Source organism: Amycolatopsis sp. cmx-8-4 (genome assembly GCF_046548675.1).
Taxonomy (GTDB): domain Bacteria; phylum Actinomycetota; class Actinomycetes; order Mycobacteriales; family Pseudonocardiaceae; genus Amycolatopsis.
Genome location: NZ_JAEBDZ010000002.1, coordinates 313,662 through 328,796 on the forward strand (window position 1 = coordinate 313,662; position 15,135 = coordinate 328,796).

Genomic DNA, 15,135 nt, shown 5'->3' on the forward strand with positions numbered 1-15,135 from the left:
AACCCGCCCGGGTGACACGCCTCATGTGGTCACTCCCCCGCCTGCCGCACAGCGGGCGTCACGAAGTCCACGGAGGTGACCGGCTGCCACGGCCCGCCCAGGTACCGCCACACCGCGAGCCCGGTCGCCGAACCCGTCTCGGGCCCGAAGTCCGGGCGGAGCGCCTCGATGGTCGCCCTCGCCGTTTCGCGGCCGACTTTGTTCTGGACGGTGACGTGCGGCTTCAGCGGCTGCGCGTCCTGCGCGGTCAACCACGATCGCCACCGGGTCCGCAGTTCCCCGTGCAGGGACGTCAATGCGGCGGCGGACAAGGCGATGGCGACGCCACCGCCGAGGGAGTAGACCCCGTCCACCGAGAAGGAGAACCGCGGGTACCGCACCGCGATCTCTGCGCAGTCGGCGATGACGGCGTCCGCGTGCTCGCCTGGCAGCGCGTGGAAGAGCGTGACGTGCGCGCCCACCTTCAGCCGCTCGGCCGGGAACCACGTCCGGCGCAGCTCGTCCCACGCGCGCTGGGATTCCCGGTCGACGGCGAGCGTGACCACCAGCGGCGGCTCGGCTGCCGGCACGCCGTTCAGTTCAGCACGACGATCGCGGTGTTGAGCGCCGTCGCGAACAAAGTCCAAGCCAGATAAGGGACCTGCAGCGCGGCGGCCACCCGCGAGCGGCGCCAGAACACCGCGACCGCACCGGCCACCGCGACGTCGAGGAGCACGATCTCGACCAGCGCGAGCGTGTAGGCGCCGGCGGCGAAGAACAGCGGCGTCCACGCCGCGTTGAGCACCAACCCGACCGCGTACCAGGTGAAGCCGGCGCGGGTTCCGCCGGCGCGCCAGTACAACCAGCCGGACACGGCGATCAGGATGTACAGGACCGTCCACACCGGACCGAACAGCCAGGACGGCGGCGCCCACGGCGGCTGCTCGAGCCCGGCGTACACCGCACGCGAGGACGACGCGGCCAGGCCACCGACCACGGCGACGACGGCCACCGCGGCGAGGAACCCGGCCAAGGCGACCGGCGCCGGGGCGGAACGGTGCACGGTGGTCATACCGGTTCTCCCACGTTCGACGGAGCGGCGGCCGTTCCGAGCAGGTGCGCCAGCGCGTCGCCGAGCCGGGCGTGCCGGAAGACGTGCCCGGCCGCGAGCAGCCGTTCCGGTTGCACGCGCTGATCGGCGAAGGCCAGCTCGCGGGCACCGTCCCGGCCGAGCAGCAGCCGCGGTCCGAAGCGAGGCACCTTCAGCAGCGCCGGGCGCTTGAGGACCTTGGCCAGGACCCGGGTGTACTCGACGTTGCGCACCGGCTCGGGGCTCACGGCGTTGACCGGCCCGTCGAGGCCGCGGTCGGTCAGCGCGCGCAGGTAGACGTCGGTCAGGTCGTCGAGGCCGATCCACGGCGTCCACTGGCGGCCCGCGCCGAGCGGCCCGCCGAGCCCGGCGGCGAACAGCGGGTACTGCAGCCGCAGCAGGCCGCCGCGCGGGCTCAGCGCCAGGCCGGTGCGGACCTGCACCACCCGGATCCCGGCCGCCGCGGCGGGTGCGGTGGCCGCCTCCCACTCGGTGACGATGTCGGCCAGGGCGCCCTCGCCCGGTTTGCTGTCTTCGGTGAGGACGTCGTCGCCGCGGTCGGGGCCGTAGTAGCCGACGGCCGAGGCCGACACGAACACCCCGGGGCCGTCCGGGGTCCGGGCCGCCAGCCCGGCCAGCGCCCTGGTCGGGCCGATCCGGCTGTCCCGCACGGCTTTCAGGTGCCCGTCGTCGAACCGCCCGGCGACGGACGTACCGGCCAGGTGGACGACCGCGTCGACGCCGGCCAGCAGGCCGGTGGCCGGCGCGGCCGGATCCCACGTGCGCTCGTCCCGGGTGCGCGCGGGCCGGCGCACCAGCCGGATCACCCGGTGACCGCCGGTGGTCAGCAGCGCCGTCAGCGCGGTCCCGACCAGTCCGCTCGCGCCGGTGACGGCCACGGTCAGCGGTTCGTGCCAGTACCGGTGCTGGGCGGCGAGGTCGGCGGCGAGCTGACGGTGGCGGTAGGCGAACATCGACCGGAGCAGCGCGTCGGGCAACGGCGTTTCGACGAGGTCGGTGACGACCGTCCGATCAGGACTGTCGGCGGTAAAGCGGTGGGTGTGGCGCCAGGACAACAGGTTCGACAGCACCGGCGTGTCCAGCCGGTCGACGAACTGGTGCGGCGGCCGGTAGCCGTCCGGGTCGTGGGCCGCGACCCAGCGCAGGCCGGCGGGCAGGTTCAGCCGCGCACGGCCGTCGCGCAGGGAAGCGGCTTCGGCACCGACCTTGACGGGCTGCCACGGCGGCGTCAGCCGCACGATCGCCCCGGGCAGGCCGTGCCATGCGAACACTTCGTCGAGCGGGGCGGCCACCACGGTGGAGTACTCGAAGGTCACGCGATCACCTCCACGACGCAACTACGATCCGGACACCCGAGCCTAAGTCGCGCACCGGGCCGTCGCACCCCGAACCCGATGCAGATGCGATGCAAACCGGGTTCAGACTTGGGACAAGCGTGGTCGCCGCGCCACCACCGGCGGCCGTGACCACGGGGTGCGGCCCCAGGGCTTGGCGACCGACAGCCACGTCATGGCCAGGAAGGCGACGATGTTGAGCGCCGCGCCGTAGGCGAGCGGGCCCGCCACTGGGCTCTCGACGCCCGCGGCGGCCGCGGCGATGCTCTGCTCGACCCACACCCCGAGGCCGAACGTGCTGTAGCCGATCACGGCGACGGTCAGCACCAGCTTCACCAGCACCCACCAGAACCGGGTCAGTCCCCACTTCGTCAACGCCCCCAGCACGATCCCGCCGACCAGGGTGGTGAAGGCCGCCGGGATGACCACGAAGTCGTCGATGCGCTCGATCAGCCGGTAGGCGACCTCGCGGACGCCGGGCTCACCGGTGTACCCGGCGGTCATCGCGAGCACGACGTTGGCCGCGCCCGCCCCCAGCCAGCCGACGGACACCGCGACGTGCACGAACACCATCACCTGCCGCAGCCGCTTCCCGGCCGTCCAACGCCCCATTTCCCCATCGTGACCGACGGCGGCCACGCCCGCAGCGCGATCCGGCGAGGACGCGCCGTACACGCTCCAACTTCGATGCACGGGCCCGCTCTTCGTTGCGCCGGCGAGGCGGCGGTGTGACGATCGCCGAGCGGGCAACCGCCGGAGGAGGGTCGCCGATGAGTTCACTCACCACACCGACCAAGGGGCCGAGCGCGATCGAGCGGGCGGTAGGCGACGCCGCGGACAACGCCGATCAGCGCTACCGCCTGGCCAAGGGCCTGCGGCACCAGATGAACAAGGTGTTCCCGACCCACTGGTCGTTCCTGCTGGGCGAGATCGCGCTCTACAGCTTCATCATCCTGCTGCTCACCGGTGTGTACCTGACGTTGTTCTTCGACCCCTCGATGCAGGAGGTCGTCTACCACGGCAGTTTCACGAACATGCAGGGCCTGGAGATGTCGCAGGCGTTCCGCACGACGCTGGACCTCTCGTTCGACGTCCGCGGCGGCCTCTTCATGCGGCAGCTGCACCACTGGGCCGCGCTGATCTTCGTCGCGTCGATGGCCGTGCACATGCTGCGGGTGTTCTTCACCGGCGCGTTCCGCAAGCCGCGTGAAGCCAACTGGGTGATCGGCGGGCTGCTGCTGGTCCTGGGCTGCTTCGAAGGCTTCTTCGGGTACTCGCTGCCGGATGACCTGCTCTCCGGTACCGGCATCCGGGCGACGCTGTCGGGGATCGTGTTGTCGGTGCCGGTGATCGGCACCTGGATCCACTGGGCGCTGTTCGGCGGGGAGTTCCCCGGCGACCAGATCATCCCGCGCCTGTACACGCTGCACATCCTGCTGCTCCCGGGGATCATGCTGGCGCTGGTCGGGGCCCACCTGGCGCTCGTCTGGTATCAGAAGCACACACAGTTCCCGGGGGTGCGCCGCAAGGAGACCAACGTCGTCGGTGTCCGGATCATGCCGTACTTCGCCCTCAAGGGCGGCGCGTTCTTCGTGATCGTGCTGGGTGTGCTGGCCTTGATGTCCGGCCTGCTCCAGATCAACCCGGTGTGGAACTTCGGGCCCTACAACCCTTCCCAGGTCTCCGCCGGGTCCCAGCCGGACTGGTACATGGGCTGGGCCGACGGTCTCCTGCGCGTCTGGCCGGCCTGGGAGCTCTACCTCGGTGACCACACCGTGCCGCCGGTCTTCTTCGCCGGCGCCATCGGCATCGGCGTGCTGGTGACGGTCCTGCTGAGCTACCCGTTCATCGAACGGAGGCTCACCGGCGACCACGCGCACCACAACCTGCTGCAGCGACCGCGTGACGTCCCGGTCCGCACCTCCATCGGCGCGATGGCCATCACGTTCTTCCTCGTGCTCACGCTGTCGAGCTTCAACGACATCCTCGCGTTCGAGTTCGACGTCTCGCTGAACGCCCTGACCTGGGCCGGGCGGATCGGCCTGCTCGTGGGACCCCCCTTGGCCTACTTCGCGGCCTACCGGTTGTGCGTCGGCCTGCAGCGGGCCGACCGCGAGGTGCTGGAGCACGGCGTCGAGACGGGCATCATCAAGCGGCTGCCGCACGGTGAGTTCATCGAAGTCCACCAGCCACTCGGCGGCGTCGACCGCCACGGCCACGCGGTGCCGCTCGAGTACCAGGGCGCGCCGGTGCCGAAGAAGATGAACAAGCTGGGCACCGCCGGCCACGCCGTACCGGGTTCCCTGCTGCGCCCGGACCCCGACGACGAAACCCGCGCTCTGCAGCGAGGACGCCGGTGATCGCGAGCTGAACGGCCGGCCGGCCGTTCAGCTGCCGAAGACGCCCAGCGCCTCCGTGAACGACGGCGGGAGCGGCTCGCCCACCGTCGGCAGCCCGTGCCAACCCGGGCCCGCCGGGCGCACCGGCACGCCTTCGGCACTCAAGACGCGCAGGAACCGGACGTCGGCCGACTGCGCGGTCATCGACCACACCACGACGTCGCGCGGCGCGAACCGGGTGGACATCGCCCGCAGGACGTCGACCGAAACCGGCCCGCTCAGGAACGCGGCCGCGGCGCCGTCGTCGCTCAACGCCGCGCTGAGCATCTTGACCGGCAGCTCGTGCCGCTCGGTCGGGCCGCAGACGAACAGCACGGGCGCCGAGCCCGGCAGTGCGGCCGCCGGGGCCGCGTACCGGTCGATCGCCGCCGAGGCCGTGGTGGCCAGCGCCCATTCGGCGACCATCGCGTGGCGGTCGTCGTGCTCGGCCCAGCGTTCACCGATGACGCGCAGCACCGGCGCGACGACCTCGGTCCACGTCTTGGCCACGCCCAGGCTGGTGAAGGCGTCGTCGACCAGCCCGCCGATCGTGGGCAGGTCGAAGGACTCCGCGGCTTCGGCGAGCCGCTCCCGGCGGCGCCGGACGGTCGTCTCGGCGGCCGAGCGCGACAGCACGAGCCGGGCCGCGTCACGCGCGCTGGTCCCCTGCGCCTGCAGCGCCCGCATCCGGCGCAGCCGCTCGACGTCCTCCGGGGTGTACCGCCGGCGGTTGTTGTCCTCCCGCTGCGCGGCGCCGATCCCGTAGCGCTTCTCCCACGTCCGCAGGGTCACCTGGGACACCCCGAGCGTCCGGGCCACCTCGCTCGAGCCGAGCGAACGTGCTTCGGACGTATCGGTCACGCCGTCTCCTCGTGTTCGCCACAGCATACGTTGCATCGCGGCTGCATCGCCGGACGAAGAGGCTCAGGTGCCGGGCTCCGGCGCGGTCATGGCCCAGCGCACCGCCTTGACCAAGCCGGCGGCCGCCAGCCGGATGACCGTGGCCTCCGCCACCGGCAGGTACGGCAGGCGCAGCCGGGCCCGGGTCCACACCGGCAGCATCCCGACCGCGGAAGCCGCGAGCACGGCGTACGGAACCCGGGCGGGCCAGGGAATCGGCGGGGTGACGAGCAGGAACCGAGCCGCTCGGCGCGCGTCCGCGCTGCCCCGCAGCTCCGGCCGGTACGCGGCCAGCGCCTGGTCGAGCTCGGCCCGCGTCCGTGGTGGCTCGAGCACGCCGAGCTTCTCGGCGACCAGCGCGGTCTCCGCGACGTAGCGGTCGCATCCGGCCTCGTCGAGCGGATGTGCGCCGTAACGCTGGTGGGCGCGCAGGAAGCTGTCCGTTTCCGCGATGTGCACCCACTTCAGCAGGTGCGGGTCGTCGGCCCGGTAGGGCTGCCCGTCCTCGGTGGTGCCACGCACGCGCCGGTGCACGCCCCGCACGACCGCGACGGCTCGGCCGGCGTCTTCGGTGGTGCCGAACGTCGTCACGGCGAGGAACGTGCTGGTGCGCTGGAGCCGGCCCCACGGGTCGCCCCGGTACCCCGAATGGGCGGCCACCGCGGCCATCGCCGACGGGTGCAGCGACTGCAGCAGCAGCGCGCGCAACCCGCCGACGAACATCGCCGTGTCGCCGTGCACCTGGCGGATCGCGCTGTCCGGAGCGAACCAGCGCGGTCCGGGCGCGTGGTGGATCCGGTCCCGGTTGCGTGGCCCGTCCGGGCCGGCCACCCGCGCGAAGAGCGCGTCGCGAGCCCGCCCCCGCACCTGCGCCACGCTGGTCCGCGACATCGTCATGGGCCCTGGTCTCCGTCCTGCCGAACCGTCCGGCCGAGCCATCGCTTCGATGCAACTGCGATGCAGATTCGACTCACTGCCGGCTCTCCCGCATCGCCCGAGCGACCTGTCCTCACTCAGCCTACCTGCCGAAACTCGGCCGTCAGGCCGTTCCGACGGGGACTCCGCAGTGGATCACCGCCGCCCGGGCGCGGGCGACCGCCGGATCTTCCACCTAGATTTGCATCGTCCTTGGATCGACGGCCGGAAGGTGACTCATGGCCGAGAGCAAGCTTCGAGCCGCCTCGCGCGGGCCACGCCCGGCGAGCAGCCGCTGCGCCGCCGCCCGGGTTCGATGAGCCGTCGCGAGTACGTCGGTCATGGCGCCGGTGACCGCGTGCGGGGTCAGGCCGTGCGGGTCGAGCACCCGACCGGCCGGGATCCGCTCCAGGTCGTGGGCGACGGCGAACTGGTCGCTGGAAAACGGCAACGCGAGCGCCGGTACGCCCGCCGCGAGGCACTCGGTGAAGGTGTTGTTGCCGCCGTGGTGCACCACGGCGGCGACCCGGGGCAGCAGCGCCCGCTGGGGCACCTGGTCTTCGACCTCGACCCGGTCGTGCCCGGCGAACGCCGCCCGCACCGGCGCGACGCGGTCTCCGGCCGCCACCAGGACCGCGACGTCGGGGATCCGGAGCAAGCCGGTCACGACGGTGCGGAGCACGTCGTCGCGGGCCGACAGGAAGGTGCCGAAGGAAACCAGGACGAGCCGGCGCCGCCCACCGTCGGTCGACCGGTCGATCCGCCGCACCCAGTCGTCGGTCAGCAGCGTCTTCCCGACGTCACTGCAGTGCCCGGCGAACCGCAGCTCCGGTCCCCGCGGCAGGTCGGGCAGCCACGGCAGCTCGGGGTAGTTGAACAGCACCGCCTCCGGGGACGTCAGGCCGAACGCGCTGGGCGGCGCCGGCCGGGACGGGGCGTGCTCGGCCAGGAACGCCGTGAACAGCTCGGTGAACAGCCGGTCGTTGGCCTCGGCTTCGACGCGGAGGCGAGCCAGCTCCCCGGCGTCGGGACGGATCGCGTCCGGCCAGTACGGCGGCAGCCCGAAGAAGCGCCCGGGGCCTTCCAGGACGTAGCCGGGGTGGCCGGGGCAGTAGGCCGCCCAGCGGCGGCCCAGACCGTAGATCGCCAGGGTGACGGCGTAGGCCAGCTGGTCGACGAGGTACCAGTCCGGCCGGACCCGGTCGTCGAACTCCCGCACCGAAGCCAGCACCGCGGCGGGGTCGGGCAGCATGTCGGCCCGCCGGTGCCGAGCCTGGGCGAGCAGCGCCGGGATCGCGCCCGCCCGCGTCGCGTCGAGGAACTCGGCCAGCCGGGCCGCTCCGGCAGCTTCCTGCTGGGTGCGCTCGGCGATGCCGGTGTTGGCGTTGTCCCCGAAGGCGAGCACGCCGAAGGGCAGCCCGTGTTCCTCGGCGAGGCCCGCGAACGCCGGCGCGCACGCGAAGGTCACGTCGGCGCCCTCGGCCGCGAGCGCGGCGCCGACCGTCGCGAGTGGACGCGCGTGCGACGCGAACGGCGGGCTCACCACCGCGATCCGCGGTCTCGTGGATGCGTTCATCCGCACCTCCTTCTCCGTCACCACCGACCCTACGGCCTGAGCACGGGAGCCCAGCTGTGACGATTTCGGCGACCACGACCACCACGTACCCCACCGACGCGGTGGCCCGGCTGCGCGCGCTCGGCCCCGGGGCGTCCCGGGACCGGATCGACGACGTCCGCCGCGCCCTCCACCCGTCGTTCGCCGGCCCGGCGCTGATCGAGTACGCCGGTGTCGCTCCGGCGCGGCACGACCCGGACTCCGCATCGGCCGCCCTGCGCGCACTCGCGCGCGCACAGGTCGCCCCGGAACCCGCCGAAGTCCTCGCGGCCACGCCGGAAACCGGCGACGAGCTGATCGACTCCCTCGTGACGGCGGTCGCCATGGACGTCTTCGGTGACGCTGTCGTCGAACACGGCCCGGCGGCCGCCGCGGCGGCGCTCCGCGCGGCGGCGGCCGGCGCATCACCGCGTCGCCGGATCCTGCTGCTGGACCTCGCCGAACGCCACGCGCTCCGCTGTTTCCCGGTGCCCGAAGTGGTCGCCGGAGTCGACGGTGACCGCGGTTACCGGCACGCGGCGATGCGCTACTTGTCCCAGTGCGCCGGCGACCCGGCGGCAGCCGAAGCCATCGCGTCGATCCGCGAACGAACCGACGATCCCTACGACGGCGTGCTGGCCTCGATCTGCTCGGCCCGGCTGGCCGACGTCCCCACTGACTCTCCTTTGTGGACGGTCCCGCCGCCGGACCGGCCGGGGCTGACCGTGGCCCAGTCGATGCTGCTGGGCTCGTTCGACCACCCGGGCGCCGGGGCCAGCGGCGGGCTGACGGTCCTGCTGCGCCACCTCGGGCACGCCCTCCCCCGCCGGCCCGGAATCGCCCGGGTGGTGACCCTGACCCTGCTGGGCCGGGACCGGCTGGCCGAGCGGCCCGCGCTGGCCGAGCCCGACGGGACCGGACACGTGGTGCTGCGGCTCCCGGTGGACGCGCCGGGCGCACCGGCCCAGATCGACCTGTCCCGGCACCGCCCGGCGATCACGTTCCTGGCCCGGCAGCTGCTGTGGCTGTCGGGCTGCACGCCGGACGTCGTCCACGTGCGGTACTCCGACGACGGATCCGCCGCGATCGCCCAGGCCGCCCGCGCTCTCGGCGCCCGCACCGTGTTCACCCTCACCGCCGACCCGCACCGCTCGCTCGCCGAGCGGCACGCCGCCGCCGGCCCCGCCGATCCCGTCGCCGCCCGGTTCGACCTGCACCGGATGTACACCGCGGACCGGCTGGTCGCGACCGCGGACACCCTGCTGGGGTTGCCCGGCCGTCCCGGCGGCGAGCTCGCCGGGTACTTCCCGCGGCTGCGGGGGCACGAACCGGAGTCCGTCGCCGAAGGGATCACCCTGCTGCCCCGTGTGCCCACGGCCGAAGCCCGCCAGCAGCGCCTCGCCGAGTCCCTGTTCGCCCCGTCCCCCGGCCGGCCGCGCCTGGGCGACGCCGCCCGCGGCCTGCCGATCATCCTGTCCGTGGGCCGGCTGCACCCGGTCAAGCAACAGGACCTGCTGGTCGAGGCCTGGCTCACGCGCGGCCTGCACCGGCAGACCGCGCTCGTGCTCGTCGGCGGTGACCCGGCCGCCCCGACCGCGGAGGAAGCCCACGTCCTCGACCGGATCCTGGCCGTGTGCGCCGAGCACCCCGAAGCGGCCGGCCGGCTGGCGGTGCTGCCCGCGATGAGCAACGAGGACGTCCGCCTGATCGAGCACGGCGTCACCCGGTGGCTCCCGGCACCGACACCACACCTCTACGTGTGCCCGAGCCGCAAGGAGGAGTTCGGCATCGCCGTGCTCGAAGCGATGGACGCGGGTCTCCTGGTGCTCGGTCCCCGTCGCGGCGGGCTCGGCCACTACGTCGAGCACGGCCATAACGGGATGCTGGCCGACACCGCGACGCTGAGCCGGTTCGCCGACGGGCTGACCGCGTTCGTGCGCGCCGCCGCCGGTGATCCCGTCCGGGCGCGGGCCGCCGCGGCCGCCGGTCGCGCGACCGTGGCCCGGCGGTTCGGCATCGACCGGGTCGCCGGGCGCTTCGCCGACGTCTACCAGCACAGCGTCGCCGCGCCGCGGCACATCGTCCCGAGACGGTGAAGACCTGCGTGGCCGGGACCTCGGTTGGGTATTTGGTCCTCGTCACTGCCCCACGAGCGAGGAAATCGACGGTGCAGGTGCTGCTGCGATGACCGAAGACGACGACGTCCACGCGCCGCTGGCCGATCCCGGCCGGCTGGCCGCGCTGGCCGAAACCGGGCTGGGCAACGAATCCGACGCGGCGCTCGACGCGCTGGCCGAACGCGCGCGGCAGCGCGTCGGCACCCCCGTGGCGCTGGTCTCCCTGGTCACGGACCGGGAGCAGGTCTTCCCGGGGCTGGCGGGACTCGGCGAGCCGTGGGCGCACACCCGCCGCACGCCGCTCTCGGCGTCGCTGTGCCGGCACGAGGTGGTGACCGGTGCTCCGCTGATCATCGAAGACGGCGCCCTCGACCCGCGGTCGCGGGACAACCCGGTGATCACCGACATCGGCATCGGCGCCTACGCCGGGCTCCCGGTCACCGACGCCGCCGGCCGCGTCCTGGGCAGCCTGTGCGTCATCGACCACCGGCCCCGCCGGTGGCGCGAGGACGAGCTGGCCGTGCTGGCCGACCTCGCCCACAGCTGCTCCCTCGAGCTGCGGCTGCGCATCGCCACCCGGGACGCCCACCAGGAACGCGCCCGCACCGACACCGCCGAAGCCATGCTGCGCGTGGCGTTCACCCGCTCCCAGCTGCTGCTGACCGCGTCACAGGCCCTCGCCCACGCCGACGACATCTCGCAACTGCGCGAGATCGTCACCGACCTGGTCTCCGGCGACCTGAAACCGGCCTACGTCGGGCTCACCCTCACCGAGAGCGACGGTGACCTGCGCCGCATCGACGACCCCCTGCAAGCGCTCGGCCCCGAATCCGGCGACACGTTCTCCCACGTCGAGGACGACACCCCGATCGCGCTCACCGCCCGCGAAGGGAACCTGCAGCTCTACCCCGACCCCGAAGCCATCGCCGCCGCGTTCCCCGAGACGGCGCAACGCCGCTACGCCGAACTGGGCCTGCACGCGATCACCTGCGTCCCGCTGCCCGGACCGGACGGCATCGCCGGCGTCCTGCTGTTCGGGTGGGACACCCCGCACGACGTCGACGTCCTCGAGCAGGCCGTGATCACCACCCTGGCCGGTTACGTCGGGCACACCCTGGAACGCGCCCGCTTCGTGGAAGACCGCGTCACCGTCGCGCGCGAGCTGCAGGAAGCGATGCTGACCCGGCTACCGGAGCTCGACGGCGTGCGGCTGGCCGCCCGCTACCTGCCCGCCGGCCGGCTGGAGCAGGTCGGCGGCGACTGGTACGACGCCATCGACCTCAACGCCGTCGACGGCGCCGACCGCGACGCCGTCGCGCTGGCCGTCGGCGACATCACCGGCCACGACATCCACGCCGCCACGCTGATGGGCCAGGTCCGCAGCATGGGCCGGCAGGCGACCTGGGAGCGTCCCACCGGGGCGCCCTCGGCCGTTCTCGCCGCGATCGAGCAGGCCTGCGTCGCCACCGGGGTCCGTGCGACCGGCACCGTGCTGCAGGCCCACCTGCACCCCGAAGCCGGCGGCCGCTGGCTGATGCGCTGGGCCAGCGCCGGGCACCTCCCGCCGATCGTGCGTCACCCCGACGGCTCCACCACGGTCCTGACCGGCGTGGACCTGATGTTCGGCTACCCCGAGCTGCGCGAAGCCCCGCTCACCGATCGCCGGGTGCGGCTGGGGCCGGGAGACACCGTCGTGCTCTACACCGACGGCCTGGTCGAACGCCGCGGAAGCGACCTGGACATCGGCATCCGCCGCCTGCGGGACACCGTCGCCGCACTGGATCCCACCGACCCGGCCCGGTTCGTCGACGACACCATCCGCCGCATGCTGGGGCAGGGGACCCCGCACGACGACGACGTCGTCGTGCTCGCCGCGCACCTCCCCGCCACCGATCGGCGGTGACCGGCCGCGCGCAGTACCGTCGAGTCATGTGGTGACACGCCCTTGCCGGGGAGATCGCCATCCCGCCCGTCTCGCGGACCGCGCACCGCCGGTCATCGCCTCCCCGGCCTGGAACGAGGTCCGTCCGTGACCGCCCCGGCATTTCTCGGCTCGATCACCTTGCTCGACGGAGCCGTCGTGCTCGCCTTCACCGGCGAACTCGACCTGGCGACCGCACCCGAAGCCCGCACCATCGCCGAGCGGGCACACGAGAAAGCCGCCGCCGAGGCGGGCAAGAGGCTCGTGATCGATCTGCGCGCGGTCACCTTCTTCGCGTCCGTCGGCCTGGAACTGCTCGCCGATCACCGCAGCCGAGCCGCGCACACCGGCGTCACGATCGCACTGATCGCCACCGCCCGGACGGTCACCCGGGTGCTCGAGGTGACCGGCCTCGACGCCCAGTTCACCACCTACGCCGACGTCGAGACCGCCGTCGCCGGCTAGCCGGCCCAGGTCCAGTCCCGGATCTCCGGCATGTCCTCCAGGTGCTCCCGGATGTAGCCGTGGTGGCGGGCGAGCATGGTGTGGCAGTGCTCGGCCAGCGCCGCCCCGCCTTCGGGCACCCGGCGCGACCTGCGCAGTGCCTCGAGGACGAGGTGGTAGCGGCTCATCCGGTTGAGCACGACCATGTCGAACGGCGTCGTGGTGCTGCCCTGTTCGGTGTACCCGCGGACGTGGAAGCGGCCGGGGTCGGGGCGGCCGTGCAGCAGCTGGTGCACGGCGCGGGGATAGCCGTGGAAGGCGAACACGACGTTGGCGGTGGCGGTGAACAGCCGCTGGAACTTGCGCTCGCTGAAGCCGTGCGGGTGATCCCCCGGCGGGAGCAGACCCATCAGGTCGACCACGTTGACCACCCGCACCCGCAGGTAGGGGACGTAGTCGCGGAGCAGCCGGGCGGCGGCCAAGAGCTCCAGTGTCGGCACGTCACCGGCGGCGGCGAGCACGACGTCGGGTTCGCCGTCGGATGTCTCGGTGCCCGCCCAGTCCCAGGTGGACGCTCCGGCGGCGCAGTGCGCGGCCGCGTCCTCGATTTCCAGGTACTGCAGGTGTTCCTGTTTGTCGGCGACGATCAGGTTGACGTGATCACGGCTGCGCAGGCAGTGGTCCGCGATCGACAGCGTGGTGTTGGCGTCCGGCGGGAACCAGACGCGCACGACGCCGGGCGCGAGCGGGATGGCGATGTCGATCAGGCCCGGTCCCTGGTGCGAGAACCCGTTGTTGTCGTTGCGCCAGCAGGTCGAGGTCAGCAGCACGTTGAGCGACGCGACCGAGCGTCGCCACGGCAGGTCCGCGGCGTGCTGCAGCCACTTGGCGTGCTGCACCAGCATCGACGCCGACACCATCGCGAACGCTTCGTAGGTCGCGAACAGCCCGTGCCGGCCCGAAAGCAGGTAGCCCTCCAGCCAGCCCTGGCACAGGTGCTCCGAAAGCACCTCCATGACGCGGCCCTCGGGTGAGATGTGGTCGTCGGTGGTGACGATCGGCGCCTGCAGGCAGCGGTCGGTGGCCTCGAAGACAGCGGCGAGCCGGTTGCTGGCCGTCTCGTCCGGGCAGAACAGCCGGAACGTGCCGCCGCCGTCGGACTCCCGGGTGCTGCCGCGGTAGACGTCGCGCAGCAGCTCGCCGAACGGGCGGGTGTTGCCGTGGTGCACGACGCCGGGCGCCGGCACGGAAACCGCGTAGGGCTCCAGGGCGGGGATGTCGAGCCGCGTCAGCAGCCGGCCGCCGTTGGCGTACGGGCCGGCGGACATCCGCTTGTCCCCGATCGGGGCGAGCGCGGCCAGCTCCGGGACGAGCCGGCCGCCGGCGTCGAACAGGCTTTCCGGGGCGTAGGACCGCAGCCACCGCTCCAGCAGCCGCAGGTGCCCGGCGTTCTCGCGGACCCCCGTCAGCGGCACCTGGTGCGACCGGAAAGTGCCTTCGATCGCGACGCCGTCGACGACGTCCGGGCCGGTCCAGCCCTTCGGCGTGCGCAGGACGATCGCCGGCCAGCGGACGGGGTGGAACGGCTCGGGCGCGCCGGCGCGCGCCGGCCGCTGGTTGTCCCGGATCCGGTCGTGGGCGGCGGCGAGGGCGGCGTGCAGTTCGGTGAACACCGCGGCGGGCTCGTCACCGGACACGAGGACCGGGTCCCAGCCCTGCGCGGTGAGCAGCCCGAGGACGTCGGTGTCGTCCGCCCGGCCGAGCACGGTCGGGCCGGCGATCTTGTAGCCGTTGAGGTGCAGGATCGGCAGCACGGCGCCGTCGCGGCGGGCGTTGAGGAACGCGGGGAGCTTCCAGGACGCCGCCAGGGGCCCGGTTTCCGCTTCGCCGTCCCCGATCACGCAGGCGACGAGGAGGTCCGGGTGGTCGAACGCGGCCCCCGCGGCGTGGGCGAGGGAGTACCCGAGCTCGCCGCCTTCGTGGATGCTGCCGGGCGTCTGGACGCCGACGTGGCTCGGCACGCCGCCCGGGGTGGAGAACTGCCGCACCAGCCGGGTCAGCCCGGCGACGTCGGCCGAGACGCCGGGGTAGACCTCGCCGTAGGTGCCTTCGAGGTAGGCGTTCGCGAGCAGGGCCGGCCCGCCGTGGCCCGGGCCGGCGATGTAGACGCAGTCGGTGCCGGTGTCGCGGATGAGCCGGTTGAGCAGGGTGTAGATCATGGACAGCCCGGGGCTGGTGCCCCAGTGCCCGAGCAGCCGCGGCTTGATGTCCGCCGCCGAGAGCGGCACCCGCAGCAACGGGTTGTCCTGCAGGTAGATCTGGGCGACGGTCAGGTAGTTCGCCGCGGCCCACCACCTCAGGTCCAGGGCCCGGTCGTGCTCGTCGTAGGGCGAGGTCGTGGTCGTGGTGCCGGTCAGGGTCGTGGTCTGCTGCATCGCCGTG

At 73.1% G+C, this 15,135-nt stretch carries 12 protein-coding genes; 4 read left to right on the forward strand and 8 right to left on the reverse strand.

Annotated elements, in window-relative coordinates; genetic code table 11:
* Positions 1 to 29: 29 nt before the first annotated feature.
* From ACLJQZ_RS04425 to ACLJQZ_RS04440, 4 genes are all read right to left on the reverse strand, one after another.
* Positions 30 to 569 carry a 2'-5' RNA ligase family protein gene (locus ACLJQZ_RS04425; RefSeq protein ID WP_410618731.1) on the reverse strand — a complete coding sequence of 180 codons (540 nt, stop codon included), beginning with the start codon at positions 567 to 569 and terminating at the stop codon, positions 30 to 32.
* Positions 570 to 574: 5 nt separating this feature from the next.
* Positions 575 to 1,051, reverse strand: coding sequence for a TspO/MBR family protein (locus ACLJQZ_RS04430; RefSeq protein ID WP_410618732.1), 477 nt, complete (start codon positions 1,049 to 1,051; stop codon positions 575 to 577).
* Positions 1,048 to 2,406 carry a TIGR01777 family oxidoreductase gene (locus tag ACLJQZ_RS04435; RefSeq protein WP_410618733.1) on the reverse strand — a complete coding sequence of 453 codons (1,359 nt, stop codon included), beginning with the start codon at positions 2,404 to 2,406 and terminating at the stop codon, positions 1,048 to 1,050. The genes ACLJQZ_RS04430 and ACLJQZ_RS04435 overlap by 4 nt, the downstream gene beginning before the upstream one ends.
* A gap of 102 nt (positions 2,407 to 2,508) precedes the next feature.
* Positions 2,509 to 3,036: a hypothetical protein gene (locus ACLJQZ_RS04440; RefSeq protein ID WP_410618734.1), complete on the reverse strand. Its 528-nt coding sequence runs from the start codon at positions 3,034 to 3,036 to the stop codon at positions 2,509 to 2,511.
* A 158-nt stretch (positions 3,037 to 3,194) separates the two neighbouring features.
* On the opposite strand from ACLJQZ_RS04440, the gene ACLJQZ_RS04445 reads away from it, so the two are divergent.
* Positions 3,195 to 4,784: a cytochrome b gene (locus ACLJQZ_RS04445; protein WP_410618735.1), complete on the forward strand. Its 1,590-nt coding sequence runs from the start codon at positions 3,195 to 3,197 to the stop codon at positions 4,782 to 4,784.
* Between the two features lie 27 nt (positions 4,785 to 4,811).
* Here ACLJQZ_RS04445 and ACLJQZ_RS04450 read toward each other — a convergent pair whose 3' ends face one another.
* The 3 genes from ACLJQZ_RS04450 to ACLJQZ_RS04460 form a co-directional block, all read right to left on the reverse strand.
* Positions 4,812 to 5,663 (reverse strand): MerR family transcriptional regulator, encoded by an 852-nt coding sequence (locus tag ACLJQZ_RS04450; protein WP_410618736.1) that lies wholly within the window; start codon positions 5,661 to 5,663, stop codon positions 4,812 to 4,814.
* Between the two features lie 63 nt (positions 5,664 to 5,726).
* Positions 5,727 to 6,599, reverse strand: coding sequence for an oxygenase MpaB family protein (locus ACLJQZ_RS04455; RefSeq protein ID WP_410618737.1), 873 nt, complete (start codon positions 6,597 to 6,599; stop codon positions 5,727 to 5,729).
* Between the two features lie 214 nt (positions 6,600 to 6,813).
* Positions 6,814 to 8,193, reverse strand: a complete 1,380-nt coding sequence (locus ACLJQZ_RS04460; protein ID WP_410618738.1) for a glycosyltransferase — start codon at positions 8,191 to 8,193, stop codon at positions 6,814 to 6,816.
* Between the two features lie 56 nt (positions 8,194 to 8,249).
* On the opposite strand from ACLJQZ_RS04460, the gene ACLJQZ_RS04465 reads away from it, so the two are divergent.
* The 3 genes from ACLJQZ_RS04465 to ACLJQZ_RS04475 all read left to right on the forward strand — a co-directional run bounded on the left by ACLJQZ_RS04465 (position 8,250) and on the right by ACLJQZ_RS04475 (position 12,714).
* A complete protein-coding gene (locus tag ACLJQZ_RS04465; RefSeq protein WP_410618739.1) occupies positions 8,250 to 10,307 on the forward strand; it encodes a glycosyltransferase family 4 protein in 2,058 nt (685 codons plus the stop codon).
* Between the two features lie 88 nt (positions 10,308 to 10,395).
* Positions 10,396 to 12,231, forward strand: coding sequence for a SpoIIE family protein phosphatase (locus tag ACLJQZ_RS04470; protein ID WP_410618740.1), 1,836 nt, complete (start codon positions 10,396 to 10,398; stop codon positions 12,229 to 12,231).
* Positions 12,232 to 12,357: 126 nt separating this feature from the next.
* Positions 12,358 to 12,714, forward strand: coding sequence for an STAS domain-containing protein (locus ACLJQZ_RS04475; RefSeq protein WP_410618741.1), 357 nt, complete (start codon positions 12,358 to 12,360; stop codon positions 12,712 to 12,714).
* Here the strand turns inward: ACLJQZ_RS04475 and ACLJQZ_RS04480 are convergent.
* A complete protein-coding gene (locus tag ACLJQZ_RS04480) occupies positions 12,711 to 15,128 on the reverse strand; it encodes a phosphoketolase (protein WP_410618742.1) in 2,418 nt (805 codons plus the stop codon). The genes ACLJQZ_RS04475 and ACLJQZ_RS04480 overlap by 4 nt on opposite strands.
* Positions 15,129 to 15,135: the final 7 nt, after the last annotated feature.

What these genes read in the sequence shown, in the direction of transcription:
- ACLJQZ_RS04430 (WP_410618732.1), bottom strand. Translation starts at nt 1,051, where the DNA reads ATGACCACCGTGCACCGTTCCGCCCCGGCGCCGGTCGCCTTGGCCGGG.
- ACLJQZ_RS04440 (WP_410618734.1), bottom strand. Translation starts at nt 3,036, where the DNA reads ATGGGGCGTTGGACGGCCGGGAAGCGGCTGCGGCAGGTGATGGTGTTC.
- ACLJQZ_RS04445 (WP_410618735.1), top strand. Translation starts at nt 3,195, where the DNA reads ATGAGTTCACTCACCACACCGACCAAGGGGCCGAGCGCGATCGAGCGG.
- ACLJQZ_RS04455 (WP_410618737.1), bottom strand. Translation starts at nt 6,599, where the DNA reads ATGACGATGTCGCGGACCAGCGTGGCGCAGGTGCGGGGGCGGGCTCGC.
- ACLJQZ_RS04460 (WP_410618738.1), bottom strand. Translation starts at nt 8,193, where the DNA reads ATGAACGCATCCACGAGACCGCGGATCGCGGTGGTGAGCCCGCCGTTC.
- ACLJQZ_RS04470 (WP_410618740.1), top strand. Translation starts at nt 10,396, where the DNA reads ATGACCGAAGACGACGACGTCCACGCGCCGCTGGCCGATCCCGGCCGG.
- ACLJQZ_RS04480 (WP_410618742.1), bottom strand. Translation starts at nt 15,128, where the DNA reads ATGCAGCAGACCACGACCCTGACCGGCACCACGACCACGACCTCGCCC.